Below are 17984 nucleotides of genomic sequence, written 5' to 3'. Positions count from 1 at the left end.
GCTCGGGATAAAGGCCTTTTTCGCGGCAGTAAGCGCCAAGCTCTGCCTCTGACAGGGTGGCGGTTTCGATAACCACGGCGAGCTTGGCGTCAGCTGACCATTCGTTGTCGCTTTGGGTGTAACCCGGCACAGGCACTCCTTTTTCTCGACACTGTTTTAACCAACTATACAGCGTCGCGTCAGAGATGCCTTCTTCCGTTGCGACCGATACCACACTGCGATTGTGGGGTGGCAACAACTTCTTCAGAACGGCTGCTTTACGCTCTACAGAATAACGTGGCACAAGGACTCCATGCCGCTCCCTCTGGATTAGATTTAGGCGATATCGCCAACCGGACAACTAGGCTGACAGAGGGGGGTAGCTGTCCGCTACATGGCCTGCCGGGCTAAACAGAACAATAAACGGCAGCAGGATAAGCCCGTTAACCAGGGCGGTGAGTACCACCTGTGTCTCGCCGTCGTAGCTTTTAAAAATCGTATTCTGAATAACGATTTTATGGCCTAAATCGACAAAGGCATTAAGAAAAATGGCAATCAAATAGGGCCAGGCGCCCGCGATGCGCAGCAAGGGTTGCATGGTGTGTCGCCTTAGTAACGATGAAGTGAGCGCACTTTCGACAAAAGGAGATAGTGGCGCAATTCTGATGGCTTGCGTCGTGTTATTTGGGCTTTTGAGTATCGTTATACGCTACTTCGATACGAATAACGAAAAACGGATAGTGCTCAATGGATTGCTGTCCCCAGTGGGTAATGCTGAGGGCAGCAGACCATGCAGCGCCTAGCGAAAGAGTTTCATGCGTTTTGCGCACCACCTCAGTGCTGGCCCCTCGCCAGTGGCAGTATGAGCTATTTCAGGGCTATAAGCGGGAAGACTAAGCTAGGCGGCGCTGGGTAATGCATTCCTTGGCGGCTTTCTCGACGTTCTTCGCAGGCCGCTTGCGCGGTATGCATATCGGGTTGCCGCTTTCGGGGTCGTCGATCACATGGGCATCCAGGTCAAACACGCGTTTGAGGTTGGTAGCGGTAAAAACCTCGCTAGGCGCGCCACTGGTGATGATTTGGCCATCACACATCATCACTAAGTGATCGGCGTAGGCAGCGGCTAGATTAAGATCGTGGAGTACCAGCAACAGGGTGCGACCGCGTTCATGGGCCAGCCGTGAAAGTAGATCCAGCAAATCCACCTGTACCTTCAGATCAAGAAAAGTGGTCGGTTCATCGAGCAGCATCAAATCCGTTTGCTGAGCCAGCACCATGGCAATCCAGCAGCGTTGGCGCTGGCCGCCGGAAAGCGCATCGACGTTGCGCTCGGCAAACTCAGTCACGTTGGTATAAGCCATTGCCTCACTAATGGCATTGGCGTCCTGAACAGCGTCGCGCTGCCATAGGCGTTGGTGCGGAAAGCGCCCCATACTCACCAGCTGCTTTACGCTTAGCCCCTCCGGCGCCACTGGCCCTTGGGGAAGAATACCTAGCTGCGTTGCGACCTCTCGGGTATTGCGACGGTGAATATCCTTTCCATCCAAGTACACATGCCCGGCGCTTGGGGTGAGCGTGCGGGCAAGGGTTTTCAGTAGCGTCGATTTGCCACTCCCATTGGGGCCCGGCAGCACCGTGAGCTTGCCTTCCGCAATGGCGATATCCACTCCATCCAGTACACGTTGAGCGTCATAGCCCACTTGCAGGGCTTCGCCTATCAAACGAGGTGGCTGGGTAGAGGGGTGTGTCATGGATATGCTCATTGAGGTTGTTAAAGCAGGCAGAACCGTAAGCTAAAACATTCTCATTTTCAATATTTGCCACTGGTAAGTAATCAAACACTCACTATCTATAAGTACTTGCTTTTGAGTGAAGGCAGGTAAATAGACAGGAAGAATGTCGTTATGCCGAACGGTTCGTTTCGACTGAGTAGACCTTGTGTTTTTATATCTATTAAATAATCATTATCATTTAGATATGCATTACGTTTTCAAGGGAAGCTCACTCAAAAGCAGGGGATCAAAAGAAAATGTACGTTAAGAAACGCCAGGTATTTTGGCCCACGGTGACGCTCGCCGGTTTGGTGGCTGCGAGCCACGCATATGGGCAGGAGTCGGTGACTGCTGAATCACAAAACGACGCCGATGAGGCTGGCTCGACGATGGTGGTTACTGCCACGCGCAACAAGAGTCTGGCTGGCGAGTCGCCGCAGAAAGTCACCATTATCACCCGCGAGCAGATCGAGCAGCAGTTGGCGATCACCCAGGATCCGGGCCAGGTGCTCAGCAACCTGATTCCTTCCTACTCGCCCAGCCGCCAGAAGCTATCCAACGCTGGTGAGACCTTCCGCGGCCGCTCGCCGCTGTTCATGATCGATGGCGTGCCCCAGTCCAACCCGCTGCGTGACAGCAGTCGAGACAGCTACACCATCGACCTCTCGATGGTCGAGCGCATCGAGGTCATTCACGGTGCCAGCGCGGAACACGGCCTGGGCGCCACCGGCGGCATCATCAACTATGTCACCAAGCGCGCCGAGGCCGGCGAGGTCAATCAGCAAGTCGGTGTCAGCCTCACCAGCGATGATGACTTCAGCTCCGATGGCCTGGGCCACAAGCTGAACTATCAGGTCAGCGGCCAGCAGGGCGACTGGGACTTCCTCGCCGGCGTGACCCAGCAGAAACGCGGCGTCTTCTATGACGGCAACGATGACCTTGTCGGGACAGCCTACCCGGGCGAAATCCAGAACACTTCGAGCTATGACGTGTTCGCCAAGCTCGGCTATTGGATCGACGATGCTCAGAACATTGAGCTGTCCGTCAACCGCTTCGAACTCGAGGGGGAAGGCGACTACGTGCCGGTCATGGGGAACCGGTCCAAGGGAGTCGCCACCACCGCCGAGCGTGGCGACCCGGATGGCGAGCCTGGCTTCAACAAGGTCACCACCGCCCGGCTGTCCTACACGAACAGCGACTGGCTGGGCAATGAGCTGGACGCGCAGGTCTATACCCAGCGCTTCCGGGCTCAGTTCGGCATCACGCCCTACTTCCCGTATGAGGATGGGGCTGGTAACACCCAGTACGACCAGACGCGCACCGAATCCGACAAGGTCGGCGCTAAGTTCACACTCACCCGGGACGGCCTGCTGAACGACCGCCTGGCTCTGACCACCGGCCTAGACCTGCTGCAGGACGAGACCAGCCAGGTGCTGGTCAAAACCGGCCGCACCTATGTGCCCGAAAGCCAGTTCCGCAACGTGGCGGCCTTCCTGCAGGGCGATTTCGACCTGACCGATGCGCTAAGCCTGCACGCCGGGGTGCGTCGAGAACACGCCGAGCTCAAGGTCGATGACTTCAGTACGCTCGACCGCACCACCGATGACGGCAACACCAAGGATGTGACGCGGGATCTGGTGGATGTCAAAGGCGGCAGCCCTGACTTCGACGAGACGCTGTTCAATGCCGGCCTGGTCTATCAGGCGACCGATTGGGCTCAGCTCTACGCCAACTACTCGGAAGGCTTCGGCATGCCGGATGCGGGTCGGGTGCTGCGCGGCATCGAGACCCCCGGCCAGGATGTCGACACCCTGCTGACACTCCAGCCCATCGTCACTGACAACCGCGAGATCGGCGCGCGCTTCGACTGGCAGCGCTACGGCTTGGAACTGAGCTACTACGAGTCCAACTCTGACTTCGGTGAGCGCCTCACCAAGGAAAATGGTACCTGGGTCGGCAACCGCGAGAAGACTGAGATTCAGGGCTATGAGATCACCGGCGAGGCGAGCCTGAGTGACGCCCACCAGTTGCGGCTCTCCTACACCCACGCCGAGGGCGAATCCGACACCGACGGAGATGGAAGCGTGGATACCGAATTGACCGGTATCAACATCGCGCCTGATACGCTCAAATTGGGCTGGAACGCTACCTGGAACGACAAGCTCTCCTCTCACCTGCAATACAGCCATTTCCTCGACCGTAGTGTCGACGACCCGGAGCTTGAATTCGACGGCTATGGCCTGATCGACGCCTCCCTGGCCTATCGCTTGCCGGTAGGGCGCGCCAGCCTGGGTATCGAGAACCTCACCGATGAAGACTATTTCACCTACTATTCTCAGGCTGCTCGCGCCAGTGATGATTACTACTTCAAGGGCCGCGGTCGCACGCTGACTCTGGGTTATCAATTAGATTTCTAAGCAGATATATCTCTTTAACTAGCTAGCTGATTGGCGGCACCTACCGGGTGCCGCTTTTTTATTGGTTAAGGTTTAAATTAATCACGGCGATGGCGTGTTCTGTGCAGCAAATAAACGAAAAAGGGCGCGCCGATGCCGGAAACAAAGACACCGGCAGGCAAGTCCTTGGGTAAAAAGGCGACCCGACCTAGCAGGTCGGCATAAAGTACAATTAATGCACCAATCAAGCCGGAAACAGGGACTAGCCGTGCAAACTGGCGCCCCACCAGCTTGGCGGCCATATGGGGCGCCATCAGGCCGACAAAGCTCAAGCCACCGGCAAACGCCACCGCCGCTCCCGCCAGTGCTACGCTGCAGGCCATGAGCACGAGTCGGCTGCGCAATAAGCTCACCCCTAGCCCTTGGGCCACCGAGTCGCCTAGCGCCATGGTATCCATATGCCTTGCGTAGCTAAGACACAATGGAACGGCCACCAGTAACCAGGGCAGCATTCCCATCACGTCCTGCCACTGGGCGGCATAGAGGCTGCCGGTAAGCCACACATAGGCCACCATGGCGGCGGTATCATCGCTGATCACAATCAGCAGCGTTGTTACCGCGCCCATCGCGGCAGCAAGTCCAATACCGACCAACACCATACGGGTAGGGCTAACGCCGTCTTTCCAGGCTAAAAGGAATACCAGTAAAGCCGCAAAAAGCGCGCCGCAAAGCGCTGCTAGAGGAAGCCAACTGATGCTCAGTTGAGGACTTAACAGTGCCAGAAACATTACTGCGGCCATGGCTGCACCGCTAGTGATCCCAATAACATCCGGGGAGGCTAGCGGGTTACGCACAATGCCCTGAAGGATGGCCCCCGCGATCGCCAGTGCCGCGCCCACTAACACCGCCAGCAAAATGCGCGGTAAGCGTAGCTCCCAGATAATAAAGGCAATATCACTTTGTCGCGGGGCGGCCAGTGCGTGCAGTACTTCTCCCAACGGCGTAGGAAAACTGCCCAGGCAAAGCGACAGCCCAATACTGGCAAGCAGCGACAACGAAAGCAGCCCGTTGACCGCCCAAGAGCGCCTTAGTTGTAATATTCCCATTAGGTTGGTTGGGTGTTTCAGAAGGGGAGACGTGGTCATCATGACACCTGTTTGCGGCGCGCCAGATAAATAAACCAGGGCGTGCCGATCAGCGCGGTCATTACGCCCAAGGGCACATCCTGAGGTGGCATTAAAAAGCGTGATGCCACATCAGCCAGCAACAACAGGCACGCCCCGAGCAGTGCGCAGGCCGGTAACAGCCAGCGGTGGTCGACGCCAAACAGGCCACGCGCCATATGCGGCACGATTAACCCCACAAAGCCGATCATGCCCGCCAGTGCCACCGACGTTCCTGCTAGCAAAATCACCACCAGGCCCAGCAGCAGTTTGATGGTGCCCGCGCGCAACCCCAGCCCGGCCACCATATCGTCGCCGAGCATCAGCGCATTGGCGTGCTTTACCAGCAAAGCGCAAAGCAGCAGGGCAATACCAAATAGGGGTAACAACGGGATGACCAGCGGTAGCTCTCTCCCGGAAACAGAACCTGCCAACCAATACAGCACACTTTCAAAGCTCTGCTGGTCGATAATCAGCAGCCCTTGGCTGAGCGACACAAACATTGCCGTGACGGCCACCCCCGCCAACACCACTCGCAGTGGGGAAAACTCGCCCTGATGGCCACGGCTGAGTACGACGACCAGCAGCGCTGCCACCAGCGCGCCTAATAGCGCGGCCCCTACATAATCAGCGGGTGAATGAAGGGGCAGCAGCGAGACGGCAATGACGACAAAGAACATCGCGCCTGCGTTAATGCCCAACAGGCCCGGCGAGGCAAGCGGGTTACGTGTCATGGTCTGCATCAACGCGCCCGCAATGGCGAGGCTTGAGCCCACCAAGGTGGCGACCACTGCGCGGGGTAGGCGCTCTGTGCGAAGGATGATATGCGCTACCTGGGTTGGGTCGTAGCTTGTTAGGGAGGCCCACAAGCTTGAAAAGCCAATGTCGGTTGTACCGAGCATAACGCTAGCCAAAAAAGACACCAGCATGATCAGCACGGCCATGAATAGCCCGGCGCTCTTGGTGACTTGGCCTCTCAACATTTAGCCGACTCCGTGCTTTCCATGGCGGGCGCGCGGCAGGTGATTAATTCGCCGTTTGGGGGGAGCTTAAGGTCATAATGTTTGTAAAGATCATCCAGCATGGCATTGGCCGCCAAAATACCGCCGCCCATGATCCAGTTCACCGCATCCACTTCAAAAACGCGTTCGTTGTTTACCGCGTCTAGCCGCTGCCATAGGGGGTGCGCTGTCCAGTGTTGGTAATTCTGAGTGATCGCCGGGTCATCTGGTTCAAGCAGCACAAAAATCACGTCGGCGTTGATGACCGGAATGTTTTCCTCGCTGGTCAATTTCATTCCCCAGCCTTGGTCGGCGAGGGAACCCGGTTGTTCAAACCCCAGCTCATTGAGAATGGAGCCCGCAAATCCCGAAGAGTAAATGCGCACGTGATCGCTTTTAAAGCGCACCACGGCGGCTTTTTGGGGCCACCCAGCGCCTAAGCTGTCACTGATTTTGCGACGAAAATCGGTTACGCGCTGATCCCACCGCTCAAGTATTGCCTGGGCAGTGGGTTCGCGGCCCGTGGCGTCGGCGATTAGCGAAAGGCTCGCCTTGAAATCGTAGACCGAACCGGCAACCATCGTTGGCGCGATTTTTTCCAGCAAAGGCATAATCCGCTGGTGACGAAAGCGCGTGGCGACAATCAGATCAGGGTCAAGCCAGGCGATCTTTTCCAGGTTTGGCTGGGTTTCCAATCCCACTTGCTCCGCACCGGCCAGGGAGCCGCGCAAGTAGTGATAAATGGGTTTTTCTAGCCACGACTCAACGATGCCAACCGGAGTGATACCCAGCGCCACAGCACTGTCCGTTGCGCCTTGATAAAGCGTGACGATGCGTTGCGATGAGGAAGCAAGCGTATCCTTGCCACCCAGCAAAGTGACGCGATTACGTTCGGTGTTGTTTGTGGCGAAAGCGCTTGCACTGAGAAATATGACGAGCAGCAGCGCCATAAGCGAAGCGGTTCGATGCAAAGGGCGAGGCGTCACGTTGGCCTCCTGGCGGACGCTGTCTTCAAAAGATGGCTCGCGGGAGATGTTTTGAGGTTTAGCTATTGTGAGCGCGTGAGGCGCTATGGCGAGCGATGATTACATGATGCATTATTCAATGCAAATCGTTATCAATTGAGGTTGAAGGAGGCGAGACTATAGCGATGCGTCACGAAAGCTAGCGGCTTCGTGCTCCAGCCATTCCGTAAAGCGAGCCACCGCCGGTGGGGCGTCGCCCTCAGCAGGCAGGATCAGATCGTAGGAGAACGCGGAGGCGAGCGGGTACGCTTCCCCAAAAGGGCGCACCAGAACACCGCTTGCAAGCCGATCCGCCACCAGCGGGTAGCTGGCCAGAACTACGCCTTGCCCGGCAATGGCCTGATCGAGCGCTAGGCTATAGAGCGAGTATTGGCGCTGGTTGGGCATCTTGTTAACCGCGACCCCTGCAGCTTTGAACCAATCGCTCCAACCGGGAATATAGTGGCCGGCTTGGCTGAACCACTCCACGCTGAGCAGTGTTTGCGCCAGTAAATCGCTGGGGGCCTTTATATTTGCCTGCGCTAATAGCGTGGGCGAGCAAACAGGAAAAAGCGTGTCTTCAAACAAACGCTGGCTGGTGACGCCGGGCCAAGGGCCTTGGCCGTAGCGCAGCGAAAGGCGTGCTCTGTTGGGGAGCCATAGCGGTTGAGTTAAGCGCGCCTCGGCATCCAGGGAGATTTCTATTTGCCGCTCGTTCGCTTCAAAGTCGGGTAAGCGGGGTAGCAGCCAAAGTTGTAGAAAAGAGGGCGGTGCGCTGATCAGCAACCGAAAGGCTTGCTCGGAGCGCTCGGTCACCTGCTGCACGCCGTTGGCGATACGCAAAAGGCCAGCTTGGACATCTTCCGCTAATACCCGCCCCGCCTCCGTGACACACACGCCATTGGCATGTCTTTCAAACAACACGACGCCCAGGCGAGCTTCTAGCTGTTTAACCTGGCGGCTAACCGCGCCAGGGGTAACGCCCAGGCGGTAAGCGGCGGCTTTGAAGCTGTTCTCTCGAACGGCCTCTGCAAAGGCGCGCAGGGCATTCAGTGGTAGCCTTTCAATTCTCATAGCATGATTTTTCCTAAGCCTAGGCCTGACAACTAATCGTTTGTACGAGATTTCGCCTGCTGCTGCAATGGGCTCCTTGATGTTATAGGAGCTCGCAATGGATAATCAAAGAATAGCCTCAGCCAGCAACAATAGCGGTATAGTTGAAGGTTCGCAGCGAAAGCCCGTCGATGCCACGGCAGCATCGTTGATGCTTCTATTTTGCCTGGTGCTGGGTTTTCAGCAGGTAGCCATTAAAGGCGTGGCTGAGGATATCTCACCCATTGTGCAGATGGCCCTGCGCTCTGCTATGGCCGGGTGTTTGGTCGGTGTGCTGGCTTTTTGGCGCGGCATTCGTTGGCGGGATGTGCAGCGCCACTGGGCTCCTGGATTACTGGTTGGCCTCGGCTTTGCTACCGAGTTCGCTTTTATTGCCTGGGGGCTAACCTATACCTTGGCGTCCCATATGTCGGTCTTTCTGTATACCGCCCCCATCTTCGCCGCCCTGGGGTTGCATCTTTGGGTACCTGGAGAGCAGCTTTCAATTCGCCAATGGTGGGGCGTTGGGTTGGCATTTGCGGGGATGGTCATTGCTATGGCGCCGAGCGGTGCCTATGGCATCGAGATTATTATCGGTGATGCACTGGGCTTGCTTGCCGGTCTCTCATGGGCGGTCACGACGGTGGTTATTCGCAAAACGTCGCTTTCCGAGGCCCCGGCAGAGCTGACCCTGAGCTATCAACTGAGTGTGACGGTGTTATTACTACTGCCGGTGGCGGTTATGTCGGGGCAGCTCATGAGTGCGCAATTTGTGCCCATGGCTGTCGCCAGCCTTGGCTTTCAGGCGCTGATTATTTCGTTTGGCGCGTTGCTGCTGTGGTTTACGTTGCTACGCCGCTACCGCGCTTCGCAGTTGGGCGTGTTTTCTTTCTTGGCGCCGCTTTTCGGTATTCTTTTTGGTACCCTGCTGCTTAATGAGCCGCTGAGCATTAATTTTCTACTCGGGGGCAGCGTTATCTTATTAGGCATTGTTCTGGTAACTCGCTAAACATTAACCATCAGTGGCGCCTCTATCCCTCCACAATCTTTGAAGAAACAGCTATGAGCATAATTCCCTTTCAAGCGCTGGCCTGCCCATTAGATGGCGAACCGCTAAATCAGTCGGGTAGTGCGTGGAGCTGCCCCGCTGGGCATAGCTTCGACATTGCCAAGCATGGTTATGTAAATCTATTACCCGTTCAGCAAAAGCGCTCAAGCGACCCCGGCGATAGTAACGCCATGGTGGCCGCGCGCCGCCGTTTTCTGAATTCAGGGCACTACCAGCCCATTGCTGAGGCGCTGAGTTCAGCCGTCTTCGACCATACAGAAAGGGAAGCCCCTAGCGATGCGTTGCTTCGCTGCCTGGATGCCGGCTGTGGCGAAGGCTATTACCTGCGTGCGCTGGCCCAGGCGGCGCCAAACGGGCAGTCGCTATCGCTGATGGGGTTGGATATTTCTAAGTGGGCGGTGCAGGCCGCGGCCAAGCAAGATGATAAACAGGCACCCCAAAGCCGCTGGGTAGTCGGTAGCAATGCTAATCTACCTGTGCAGAGCGCAACGCTTGACCGTGTACTGTGTATGTTCGGCTTTCCGATGTATCACGAATTCGCGCGTGTACTCAAACCGGGCGGCGTGCTGATACAGGTGGAGGCGGGGCCGGATCATCTGCGTGAATTACGCGATATTATTTACCCTAGCTTAAAGCCCGAGCGTGCAAGTGCGCCTGAATCGCCAGCGGGGTTTATCCCATCAGGAACAGAAAACCTGCGCTACGCGTTGACACTCAGCGATACGGAGACAATGACGGATCTGTTGGCGATGACGCCGCATTTTTACCGGGCTACCACAGAAGGGCGCGAGAAAGCCGCTGAGTTAAAGACGATAACGTTAACGGTCGATGTGCGCGTAGTGCGGTGGGCGCGCGTTTAGCCGATGCTAAGCGCAACGTTTGCAAGTTCCAAACGCAACAAAGCCCGCATAAGCGGGCTTTGAGTCCGGATCCTGAGGATCCAGGCAAACTGCTAACGGATGTTAGGAAGTTTGCTTGATGTTTGAAGCTTGTAGGCCTTTCTTGCCCTGGGTAACGTCAAAAGAAACGTTAGCGCCTTCTTGTAGAGATTTGAAGCCGTCGGCTTGAATCTCAGAGAAGTGAGCAAAGAGGTCGTCGCCACCGTCAGAAGGAGCGATGAAACCGAAGCCTTTAGTGTCGTTAAACCATTTAACTGTGCCAGTTGCCATGATGTAGATCCTTTCGCGCAAAAGCGCCTTAATTAAGTTCCTGGTATTACCCAGATTAAAGTAGCGGGTGAAACAAGGAATACAATGTCAGGCTGCCGAATATAGATCGTACACTTCTGAAACCATGCTGCTTGCTAACCACTGAGCACATAGTGTCATGCCTTTCTTCTTAGGTCAAAGGGGTTTCGCAATTATTTTTATAGGGGCGGCAACGGGCGCCTAGTTAACTGCTTGCCGTAGGGCGGATAACGATGTCGCTGGTATCCACGTCATCGCGTTGGATCGGGCTGATCGATATTGCTGTGCCACACTAAAGGACAGTGGTGTACGCTTAACCCATTAGACCGACCAATTTCTTCAAACCGTTAGGGAATCAAATGACACGCATATGGAAGGCCTATTTTCAGGCGTCGTTGATCTTACGCGTTACCATCGCGCTGGTGCTGGGCGTTGTCGTCGGGTTAGTCGGCGGTGAGACCGTAGCGACCTGGCTGGCGCCGCTGGGTGACCTGCTGCTGCGGCTTCTCACCTTCCTGATCGTGCCCATCGTGCTGTTTACGCTAATGGTGGGGGTGAACCAGTCGCGGGAGGGTAGTGCGGGCCGCATAGGCGGCAAGGTATTTGGCTACTACCTCGTGTCTTCGGCGTTGGCGATTATGGTGGGTTTAACCGTTGCCACGCTGTTTAGCCCTGGCAGCGGGATGACGCTGGATGAGAGCGCCAGTTTTTCGGTGCCCGAGAATCCCGGTGTTGTCGATACGCTGCTGAATATTGTGCCGGATAATATTGTCGGTGCCTTTGCCGAACTCAATATGCTGGGGATTATTTTCACGGCGTTGGTGTTTGGTATCGCGCTTCTCAAAATGCGTCAGTCGGAACGCCAGCATGCGCTGGGTGAACGGCTTTTTGAAGTGATCGAGGCGCTTAATGCGGTCACGCTCAAGGTGATGTCGGGAGTATTGCATTACGTGCCCATTGGCGTGTTTGCCATTGTCGCCGAAACCGTCAGTCAGCAGGGGCTTGAAACGCTACTCTCGCTCGGCGATATGGTGGTTGTGTTGTACATCGCCTTGGGGCTCCATCTGCTGATTTATTGCGGCATCATGCGCCTGTTCGGCGTCAAACTACGCAATTTCTTCCGCGAGGCCCGTACGCCAATGGCGACGGCGTTTGCCACTCAAAGCAGCTCGGGTACGTTGCCGCTCACTATTAATGCCGCCCATCGCTTGGGGATTTCCAAAAGTATCTATGGTTTCAGCCTGCCACTAGGGGCCACGTTAAACATGGACGGGGCGGCGATTCGTATCGCCATCTCGGCGGTATTTGCCGCCAACGTGATTGGCGCACCGCTGGATTTTATCAGCATGGTGCAGATAGTGCTGATTGGCACGCTGGTATCGGTGGGCACGGCGGGAGTGCCGGGGGCCGGGATCATTATGATTGCCACCGTATTTGCCCAGGTCGGCCTGCCGATTGAAACCGTCGCGCTGCTTACCGCGATAGATGCGCTGGTGGGCATGGGCTGTACGGCGCTAAATGTGACGGGCGACTTAGTCGGCACCTCCGTCATTGCCCGTAGTGAAGGCGAGCAGTTGAGTGAAGAGCCTGTCGAAGAAACGTCGGCGATGGCAAAAGGATAGTCAGCTACGCCCCATTGTTATGAGGAGAGCCCATGTTGGATGAGCAAGAATTATCCTATGTCGCCCGAGCCGTGGCACTAGCCGAAGAGGCGCTTAACGCCGGGGATGAACCCTTTGGCAGCGTGCTGGTAAGTGGCGATGGCGACGTGTTGGCAGAAGACCGTAACCGGATTGCCGGCGGGGATTCCACGCAGCATCCCGAATTCGCTCTAGCGCGTTGGGCGGCTCAGAATATGACCCCAGAGGCGCGGGCTCAGGCAACCGTTTATACCTCAGGCGAGCATTGCCCGATGTGTGCAGCGGCCCACGGCTGGGTAGGGTTGGGGCGTATTGTATATGCCAGCTCGTCTGAGCAGTTGAGCCATTGGCTCGCTGATTTGGGCGTGGCGGCGCCGCCAGTAGCGACCTTACCCATTCAACAGGTGGTGCCTGGGCTCGCGGTAGAAGGCCCGGTGGCGGAGTGGGATGAAAAAGTCCACATCTTGCATCAGCGTCGGCATACAGTTTGAGCGAAGAGTACAAAAAAACCGCCTGAGCGGTTGGCTCAGGCGGTGTTATTTTCGCTACTTGGCGAAGGGCTAGTGTTTCAATATTACGTAAAACGCATGGATGATGCCCGGTATGAAGCCAAACAGCGTTAGAATAATGTTCAGCCAAAAATGTCCTTTAAAACCGACCTCAAAAAACACACCGAGGGGCGGTAAAATGACCGCAAAGATCATCTTGATTGGGTCAGTCGCGGTAAATGCCATGAAGCCTCCTTTGCTTTTAGGTTAATAACGCTTAGATCCTTTTACACTAGCGTTTTTACAATAACTTAGACGAGTGTAGACACAGTCGGCTTCTTTATAGTCACCGGTGTAATCACCTGTGACGCAGGTTGTGCAAAAACGTTCCATCGCGTTATATAATGCGTATTATTTAAGTTTTTATTAATATATTGGGAGGGATCCCGTGAAAAAACTAACGACCTCGGTTTGCTTGGCAAGCTGCTTTATATCGGCGCCAAGCTGGGCGCAGCCCGCTGACACAGAAGAAATGGCAACGCTTGAAGTGACCGCCCCCCGGCTTGCCCGTGAGCTTTATGCCACCCCCGCTGCGGTTTCAACACTTGATCGCGACGCGATTGCCCAGGGACAGCAGCGCACGCGTTTGGATGAATCACTGGTACGTGTGCCAGGGGTATTCGTGCAGAATCGCGATAATTTTGCCCAAGGCCTGCGAATTGCTATCCGTGGCTTTGGCGCCCGGGCGCCGTTTGGGGTGCGCGGTATTACCGTAATGGTCGATGGTATCCCTTACACGCTGCCCGACGGCCAGGCACAGTTAGATGCCATTGACCTGGACAGCGCCGAGCGCATTGAAGTGATCCGCGGGCCCTCTTCGGTGCTTTACGGTAACGCAGCGGGCGGTGTGATCGATGTCACTACTGCTGATGGGCGCGATAATCCCGGAACACGGCTGCGCGCCGAAGCAGGCAGCGATGGCTACCGTAAAACGTCGTTGCAAACCGGTGGTAGCCAAGGCGATTGGTCGCATCACGTCAGCCTCTCGGCGCTCAATGTGGATGGCTATCGGGAGCAGAGTTCCACCGAGAAATACCTGCTGAATGCCAAGCTGCGCCGCGAGTTGGGTAGCGACCGGGCATTAACCGCGATTATCAACCTGCTGGATAACCCCCGCTCTGAAGATCCCGGTGCGCTGAACGCAGAAGAAGTGGCGAACGGCCGCGACCAGGCGGCGCCGAACTCATTGGCGCTGGACGCGGGGCAAACCGTTGATCAGCAGGTTCTCGGTTTGCAATACGAAGATTTGTCCGCCGGCCCTGGCGAAGTGTATTTAAAAGGCTTTGTCTCTCGACGCGATTTTGAGCAGCAACTGCCTTACGTGGGCGATAGCCGCATTGGCTATCAGCGTGATTACATGGGCGCGAGCGCCGAGTATCACCACGAGATCAGCCTGGGCAGCCTGCCGCTAAGCTATATCACCGGTGTTGATGTGGCTCGCCAAGACGACGAGCGCTTTCGTAATGACGTAAACGGCCAGGGCGTTGTTGGCGAGCAGTTAGCGGAAGAGACCCAAACAGCGACCTCGGCCGGGGTGTTTGCCCAAGGCGATTTAGCGCTGACTGAGCAAGTTACGCTCTCGCTTGGCGCGCGCTTTGATAGTGTGGAATTAGAGGTAGACGACAGCTACCTGAGTGATGGCGATCAGAGCGGTGAACAAACCTTCGACGAGTGGAGCGGCTCGGCGGGGCTTAGCTACCGCTATCGCCCACAGCATCAGGTTTACGCGAATACTGGCACGGCGTTTGAAACGCCGACGTTCTCAGAGTTTGCTAACCCAGCGGGCGGCGGTTTTAACCCGTCCGTGTCGCCACAAAAAGCCTGGAACCGTGAAGTTGGCGCGCGTGGCTACATTGCGCCGCTGGCGTTGGATTACGACCTGACGTTGTTTTCGGTACGCGTGCGCGATGAGCTAGTACCTTACGACGACGGTGGCCGCACCTTCTACCAGAATGCGGGCGACACCGACCGTGACGGTATCGAGCTGGCGTTGGGCTGGCAGCTTGCTGATCAGTGGCGGCTCGATAGTGCCCTGACGCTGGCAAGCTACGAGTTCGATCAATTTGCGACACCATCTGAGAGTTTTGGTGGTAACCGCATCCCCGGCCTACCTGAGCAGACCTGGGTGAACCAGCTTACTTGGGAAAACCTTGATGAGCGTTTCGCGACCCTGGAAACCCAGTACGTGGGCGATATGGTAGCGGACAACGCCAACGAGACCGAGGTAGATAGCTACTGGCTGGTAAACCTGCGCGTGGGGGATGGTTGGCAGCTAGGTAGCGATACGCGGCTGAACGCTTACGTCGGCGTGCGTAATCTGCTTGATGAAGAGCACTACGCCAACGTGCGCTTAAACGGCAGCTATGGTCGCTTTTACGAACCCGCTCCAGGGCGCAGTGTTTATGGCGGTTTAGAGGTGCGTTTCTAAGCGCTATAGGTAAGACGCTTTATCAATAAAAAAACGGGCGGCGCTCATTTATCACTGAGGCTGCCCGTTCGCGTTAGTCACTGGGCTCAGTCTCGTCGCTGGGCCCAGCTAATCGGTTACTCCGGTAGCGCGTAACCAATCACGTAATCGCCCATCTTGGTACCGAAAGTGCCGTGCCCCCCTGCTGTGACGACCACATACTGGCGGCCATCCTGGCCGGTGTAGGTCATCGGAGTGGCTTGGCCGCCTGCGGGCAACCGGGCTTTAAACAGCTCTTCCCCGGTGGTGATGTTGTAGCCGCGCAGGTACTGATCCAGCGTGCCACTCAAGAACGATACCCCGCCAGCAGTCGTCAGCGGGCCGCCAAGGGCGGGAACGCCGACGTTCAAACCAATCGGCAGATCAAACGGCATGCTGTCGCGCGTCGTACCATTGGGGTGTTTCCATACCACCTCGTTACTTTGCAGGTCGATACCGGCGACATCGCCCCAGGAGGGCGCTTGGCAGGGCAGGCCGAGTACCGAAAGCAACGGGCCGAGCTCGACCGCATAGGGCGCGCCTGCGTTGGCTTGAAGGCCTTGTTCGCTGGCGGACCCTTGGCCTTCTTCGACTTGGTCGCGGGGCACTAACTTAGACACAAAGGCTAGGTATTTAGCGCCGGTAAACAGCGCTTGGCGCTCGGGGTCAACCGCGACCCCACCCCAGTTCATTACTCCCACATTGCCTGGATAGACAATGCTGCCTTCCAGCGACGGCGGGGTGTACTGGCCCTCGTAGCGCAAGGAGTGGAACTGAATGCGGCACATCATTTGGTCAAACGGTGAGGCGCCCCACATATCGCGCCCGGTGAGCGGCGGTGGCAGTAGGTTCAGTGCTGAACGTGGTTGTGTTTCCGCGGTCCAGTCGCCTTCCACGGCGCCTTGAGGTGCAGGCACTTCTTCGATGGGTACAATCGGCTCACCGGTTTCGCGGTTCAATACATACAGGCTGCCTTGTTTGGTCGGCTGAATAACCGCCGGCTGGGTGCCATTATCGGTGGCTATATCCATCAACACCGGCTGGGCAGGCGTGTCCATATCCCATAGGTCGTGGTGAACAAACTGATATACCCAGTCGACTTGGCCGCTGGCAAGGTCAAGCGCCACCAGCCCCGCGCTGTAAGTTTCGTCGTTTTCGCTGCGGTTGGCGCCATATTGGTCCGGCGTGGCGTTGCCCATAGGCAAATAAACCAAGCCCAGGTCTTCGTCAACGCTGATCGGTGCCCATACGTTGGGCGAGTTGCGGGTATAGGTCTCGCCCTCTGGCAACGGGGCGGTGTCGTCTGGGTTGCCGCTGTCCCAGTTCCACACCAACTCGCCGGTATGCACGTCAAAGGCACGAATAACGCCGGAGGGTTCATCGGTTGAGCTATTGTCGGTTACGTGCCCGCCCAGAATAACCAGGTTCTCAGTGACCGTGGGTGGCGAGGTGGAGTAGTAACCGCCGGGAGTGATGTCGCCCATATTGTTGGTAAGATCAACTTCGCCGTTATTGCCGAAGTTGGCACACCGCTCGCCAGTATCGGCATTCAGCGCAATTAAGCGTGCATCCGCCGTAGGCAGGTAGAGCCTGCGTGGGCACATGACGTCGGTCTCGCTCAGCATCATGCTTGGCGCGGTGTTGTCATCGGTGGTGTCCGCGCCGCCGAAAAACAGCAGAAACGACAGGTCAATCGCAAAGCTGTCAGCGTCGTTAAACAGTGCGGTTGAAATGCGAGTGTCGCTCTCGTTGGTATCGCTGGCATCTACATCGCTGGCTGCCTGATTATCTGCATAGTTTTCGGCATCGTAATAGGCGAGGCCACGGCAGGTCATATGCGCCCAGCCGGAGAAATCATCGGCACCCATGGTGCTAATGTCAGGATCAAACGACCATAGGGTTTCGCCGGTTTCCGGGTCTAACGACATGGCACGGCTGTGGGAGGTGCAGATATATAGGCTGTCGTTTACTTTTAACGGCGTGTTTTGATTGGTGATTTCCGGTGGCGCATTGGGCCCAGCCTCGTCACCGGTTTGAATACGCCACACTTCTTTCAGTTCGCCAATGTTTTCCGGCGTAATCTGATCAAGGGAGGAGTAGTGGGTACCCGCGTTGGTGCCGCCGTAGGCGGGCCAGTCGTCACCGGCTACTTGGGCAGGGTTAACGCTATTGGCATTTGCTTGGCGGTTATCTGCCAGCGACCCTTCAATAGTACCGGGGGCGCTAAACTGGCTGGCAATGGCCACGATAATCGCAGCCGTAATGCTGCCAACCAATGCCAGGCTGCCGCCACGCGAATTTAGCGGCTTTCGCCACCACGGCAGCAACAATACAATGCCGATTAGGCATGGAATGGCCACCCTGGGAACAAGCTGCCACCAGTCCAGCCCCACTTCCCATAGCGCCCATGCCAGGGTGGCGAGTAAAATAAGCGCGTAGAGCCACAAGGCGGCCCCCTTGCGCAAGGCCAGTAACACACCGCTGACCATGACGCCCACGCCCGCTATCAGGTAATAGGCACTGCCACCCAGGCTGAGTAGCTTCCCACCCCCGATAGCCAAGGCCAGGCCAGCGATGAGCAAAATCAAACCAAGTACTAGTGCGGGCCATTTGCCCCGCTTGCGTTCTTCCATGAGTGTTCCCCTTTATACTAAACCCCAAATCGCGGGTTGACACCCACGACCCAA

General features: G+C 56.6%; 15 protein-coding genes and 1 pseudogene. 6 read left to right on the top strand and 10 right to left on the bottom strand.

Going from position 1 to position 17984, the window contains the following annotated elements:
- The 3 genes and pseudogenes from BLR97_RS16910 to BLR97_RS16900 form a co-directional block, all read right to left on the bottom strand.
- A partial coding sequence (locus BLR97_RS16910) for a transposase (protein ID WP_170833049.1) occupies positions 1 to 283 on the bottom strand: 283 nt, incomplete at its 3' end.
- A 72-nt stretch (positions 284 to 355) separates the two neighbouring features.
- A pseudogene (locus tag BLR97_RS16905) lies at positions 356 to 577 on the bottom strand (hypothetical protein); the annotation flags it as partial.
- Between the two features lie 295 nt (positions 578 to 872).
- Positions 873 to 1730 (bottom strand): ABC transporter ATP-binding protein, encoded by an 858-nt coding sequence (locus BLR97_RS16900; protein WP_089707697.1) that lies wholly within the window; start codon positions 1728 to 1730, stop codon positions 873 to 875.
- Positions 1731 to 2008: 278 nt separating this feature from the next.
- On the opposite strand from BLR97_RS16900, the gene BLR97_RS16895 reads away from it, so the two are divergent.
- A complete protein-coding gene (locus tag BLR97_RS16895) occupies positions 2009 to 4168 on the top strand; it encodes a TonB-dependent receptor (protein ID WP_089707696.1) in 2160 nt (719 codons plus the stop codon).
- Between the two features lie 77 nt (positions 4169 to 4245).
- Here the strand turns inward: BLR97_RS16895 and BLR97_RS16890 are convergent, their stop codons facing one another.
- From BLR97_RS16890 to BLR97_RS16875, 4 genes are all read right to left on the bottom strand, one after another.
- The gene (locus tag BLR97_RS16890; RefSeq protein ID WP_089707695.1) at positions 4246 to 5292 is read right to left on the bottom strand and encodes a FecCD family ABC transporter permease; all 1047 of its coding nucleotides are present in this window, start codon (positions 5290 to 5292) and stop codon (positions 4246 to 4248) included.
- A complete protein-coding gene (locus BLR97_RS16885; RefSeq protein ID WP_422821933.1) occupies positions 5292 to 6254 on the bottom strand; it encodes a FecCD family ABC transporter permease in 963 nt (320 codons plus the stop codon). Before BLR97_RS16885 ends, BLR97_RS16890 begins: the two co-directional genes overlap by 1 nt.
- A gap of 32 nt (positions 6255 to 6286) precedes the next feature.
- Positions 6287 to 7297, bottom strand: coding sequence for an ABC transporter substrate-binding protein (locus tag BLR97_RS16880; RefSeq protein ID WP_244511349.1), 1011 nt, complete (start codon positions 7295 to 7297; stop codon positions 6287 to 6289).
- A 156-nt stretch (positions 7298 to 7453) separates the two neighbouring features.
- Complete coding sequence (locus BLR97_RS16875) at positions 7454 to 8389, bottom strand: LysR substrate-binding domain-containing protein (protein ID WP_089707693.1); 936 nt, start codon at positions 8387 to 8389, stop codon at positions 7454 to 7456.
- A gap of 97 nt (positions 8390 to 8486) precedes the next feature.
- On the opposite strand from BLR97_RS16875, the gene BLR97_RS16870 reads away from it, so the two are divergent.
- Positions 8487 to 9416, top strand: a complete 930-nt coding sequence (locus tag BLR97_RS16870) for a DMT family transporter (protein WP_089707692.1) — start codon at positions 8487 to 8489, stop codon at positions 9414 to 9416.
- Between the two features lie 53 nt (positions 9417 to 9469).
- Positions 9470 to 10336, top strand: coding sequence for a putative RNA methyltransferase (locus BLR97_RS16865; RefSeq protein ID WP_089707691.1), 867 nt, complete (start codon positions 9470 to 9472; stop codon positions 10334 to 10336).
- Between the two features lie 102 nt (positions 10337 to 10438).
- On the opposite strand, the gene BLR97_RS16860 is transcribed toward BLR97_RS16865, so the two are convergent.
- On the bottom strand, positions 10439 to 10645 hold the full coding sequence (locus BLR97_RS16860) for a cold-shock protein (protein WP_074395547.1): 207 nt from the start codon (positions 10643 to 10645) through the stop codon (positions 10439 to 10441).
- 377 nt (positions 10646 to 11022) lie between these two features.
- On the opposite strand from BLR97_RS16860, the gene BLR97_RS16855 reads away from it, so the two are divergent.
- Both BLR97_RS16855 and BLR97_RS16850 read left to right on the top strand, forming a co-directional pair.
- Positions 11023 to 12285 (top strand): dicarboxylate/amino acid:cation symporter, encoded by a 1263-nt coding sequence (locus BLR97_RS16855; protein ID WP_089707690.1) that lies wholly within the window; start codon positions 11023 to 11025, stop codon positions 12283 to 12285.
- 32 nt (positions 12286 to 12317) lie between these two features.
- Positions 12318 to 12794, top strand: a complete 477-nt coding sequence (locus BLR97_RS16850) for a nucleoside deaminase (protein WP_089707689.1) — start codon at positions 12318 to 12320, stop codon at positions 12792 to 12794.
- Between the two features lie 69 nt (positions 12795 to 12863).
- On the opposite strand, the gene BLR97_RS16845 is transcribed toward BLR97_RS16850, so the two are convergent.
- Positions 12864 to 13037 carry a YqaE/Pmp3 family membrane protein gene (locus BLR97_RS16845; protein WP_035538925.1) on the bottom strand — a complete coding sequence of 58 codons (174 nt, stop codon included), beginning with the start codon at positions 13035 to 13037 and terminating at the stop codon, positions 12864 to 12866.
- Positions 13038 to 13239: 202 nt separating this feature from the next.
- Here BLR97_RS16845 and BLR97_RS16840 point away from each other — a divergent pair, with 202 nt between their 5' ends.
- Positions 13240 to 15279 carry a TonB-dependent receptor family protein gene (locus BLR97_RS16840; protein WP_422821932.1) on the top strand — a complete coding sequence of 680 codons (2040 nt, stop codon included), beginning with the start codon at positions 13240 to 13242 and terminating at the stop codon, positions 15277 to 15279.
- Positions 15280 to 15395: 116 nt separating this feature from the next.
- On the opposite strand, the gene BLR97_RS16835 is transcribed toward BLR97_RS16840, so the two are convergent.
- A complete protein-coding gene (locus tag BLR97_RS16835) occupies positions 15396 to 17930 on the bottom strand; it encodes a glucose/quinate/shikimate family membrane-bound PQQ-dependent dehydrogenase (RefSeq protein WP_089707687.1) in 2535 nt (844 codons plus the stop codon).
- Between the last annotated feature and the right edge of the window lie 54 nt (positions 17931 to 17984).

Origin of the sequence: Vreelandella arcis (assembly GCF_900103865.1) — a bacterium.
GTDB classification, from domain to species: Bacteria; Pseudomonadota; Gammaproteobacteria; order Pseudomonadales; family Halomonadaceae; genus Vreelandella; species Vreelandella arcis.
Note: the sequence above shows the minus strand (reverse complement) of the source record. Positions and strands in the feature narration are given on the sequence as shown.

Coding starts and splice junctions, on each gene's coding strand:
- BLR97_RS16900 (WP_089707697.1), bottom strand. CDS start 1,730: ATGACACACCCCTCTACCCAGCCACCTCGTTTGATAGGCGAAGCCCTG.
- BLR97_RS16895 (WP_089707696.1), top strand. CDS start 2,009: ATGTACGTTAAGAAACGCCAGGTATTTTGGCCCACGGTGACGCTCGCC.
- BLR97_RS16890 (WP_089707695.1), bottom strand. CDS start 5,292: ATGACCACGTCTCCCCTTCTGAAACACCCAACCAACCTAATGGGAATA.
- BLR97_RS16885 (WP_422821933.1), bottom strand. CDS start 6,254: ATGGCCGTGCTGATCATGCTGGTGTCTTTTTTGGCTAGCGTTATGCTC.
- BLR97_RS16875 (WP_089707693.1), bottom strand. CDS start 8,389: ATGAGAATTGAAAGGCTACCACTGAATGCCCTGCGCGCCTTTGCAGAG.
- BLR97_RS16870 (WP_089707692.1), top strand. CDS start 8,487: ATGGATAATCAAAGAATAGCCTCAGCCAGCAACAATAGCGGTATAGTT.
- BLR97_RS16865 (WP_089707691.1), top strand. CDS start 9,470: ATGAGCATAATTCCCTTTCAAGCGCTGGCCTGCCCATTAGATGGCGAA.
- BLR97_RS16860 (WP_074395547.1), bottom strand. CDS start 10,645: ATGGCAACTGGCACAGTTAAATGGTTTAACGACACTAAAGGCTTCGGT.
- BLR97_RS16855 (WP_089707690.1), top strand. CDS start 11,023: ATGACACGCATATGGAAGGCCTATTTTCAGGCGTCGTTGATCTTACGC.
- BLR97_RS16850 (WP_089707689.1), top strand. CDS start 12,318: ATGTTGGATGAGCAAGAATTATCCTATGTCGCCCGAGCCGTGGCACTA.
- BLR97_RS16845 (WP_035538925.1), bottom strand. CDS start 13,037: ATGGCATTTACCGCGACTGACCCAATCAAGATGATCTTTGCGGTCATT.
- BLR97_RS16835 (WP_089707687.1), bottom strand. CDS start 17,930: ATGGAAGAACGCAAGCGGGGCAAATGGCCCGCACTAGTACTTGGTTTG.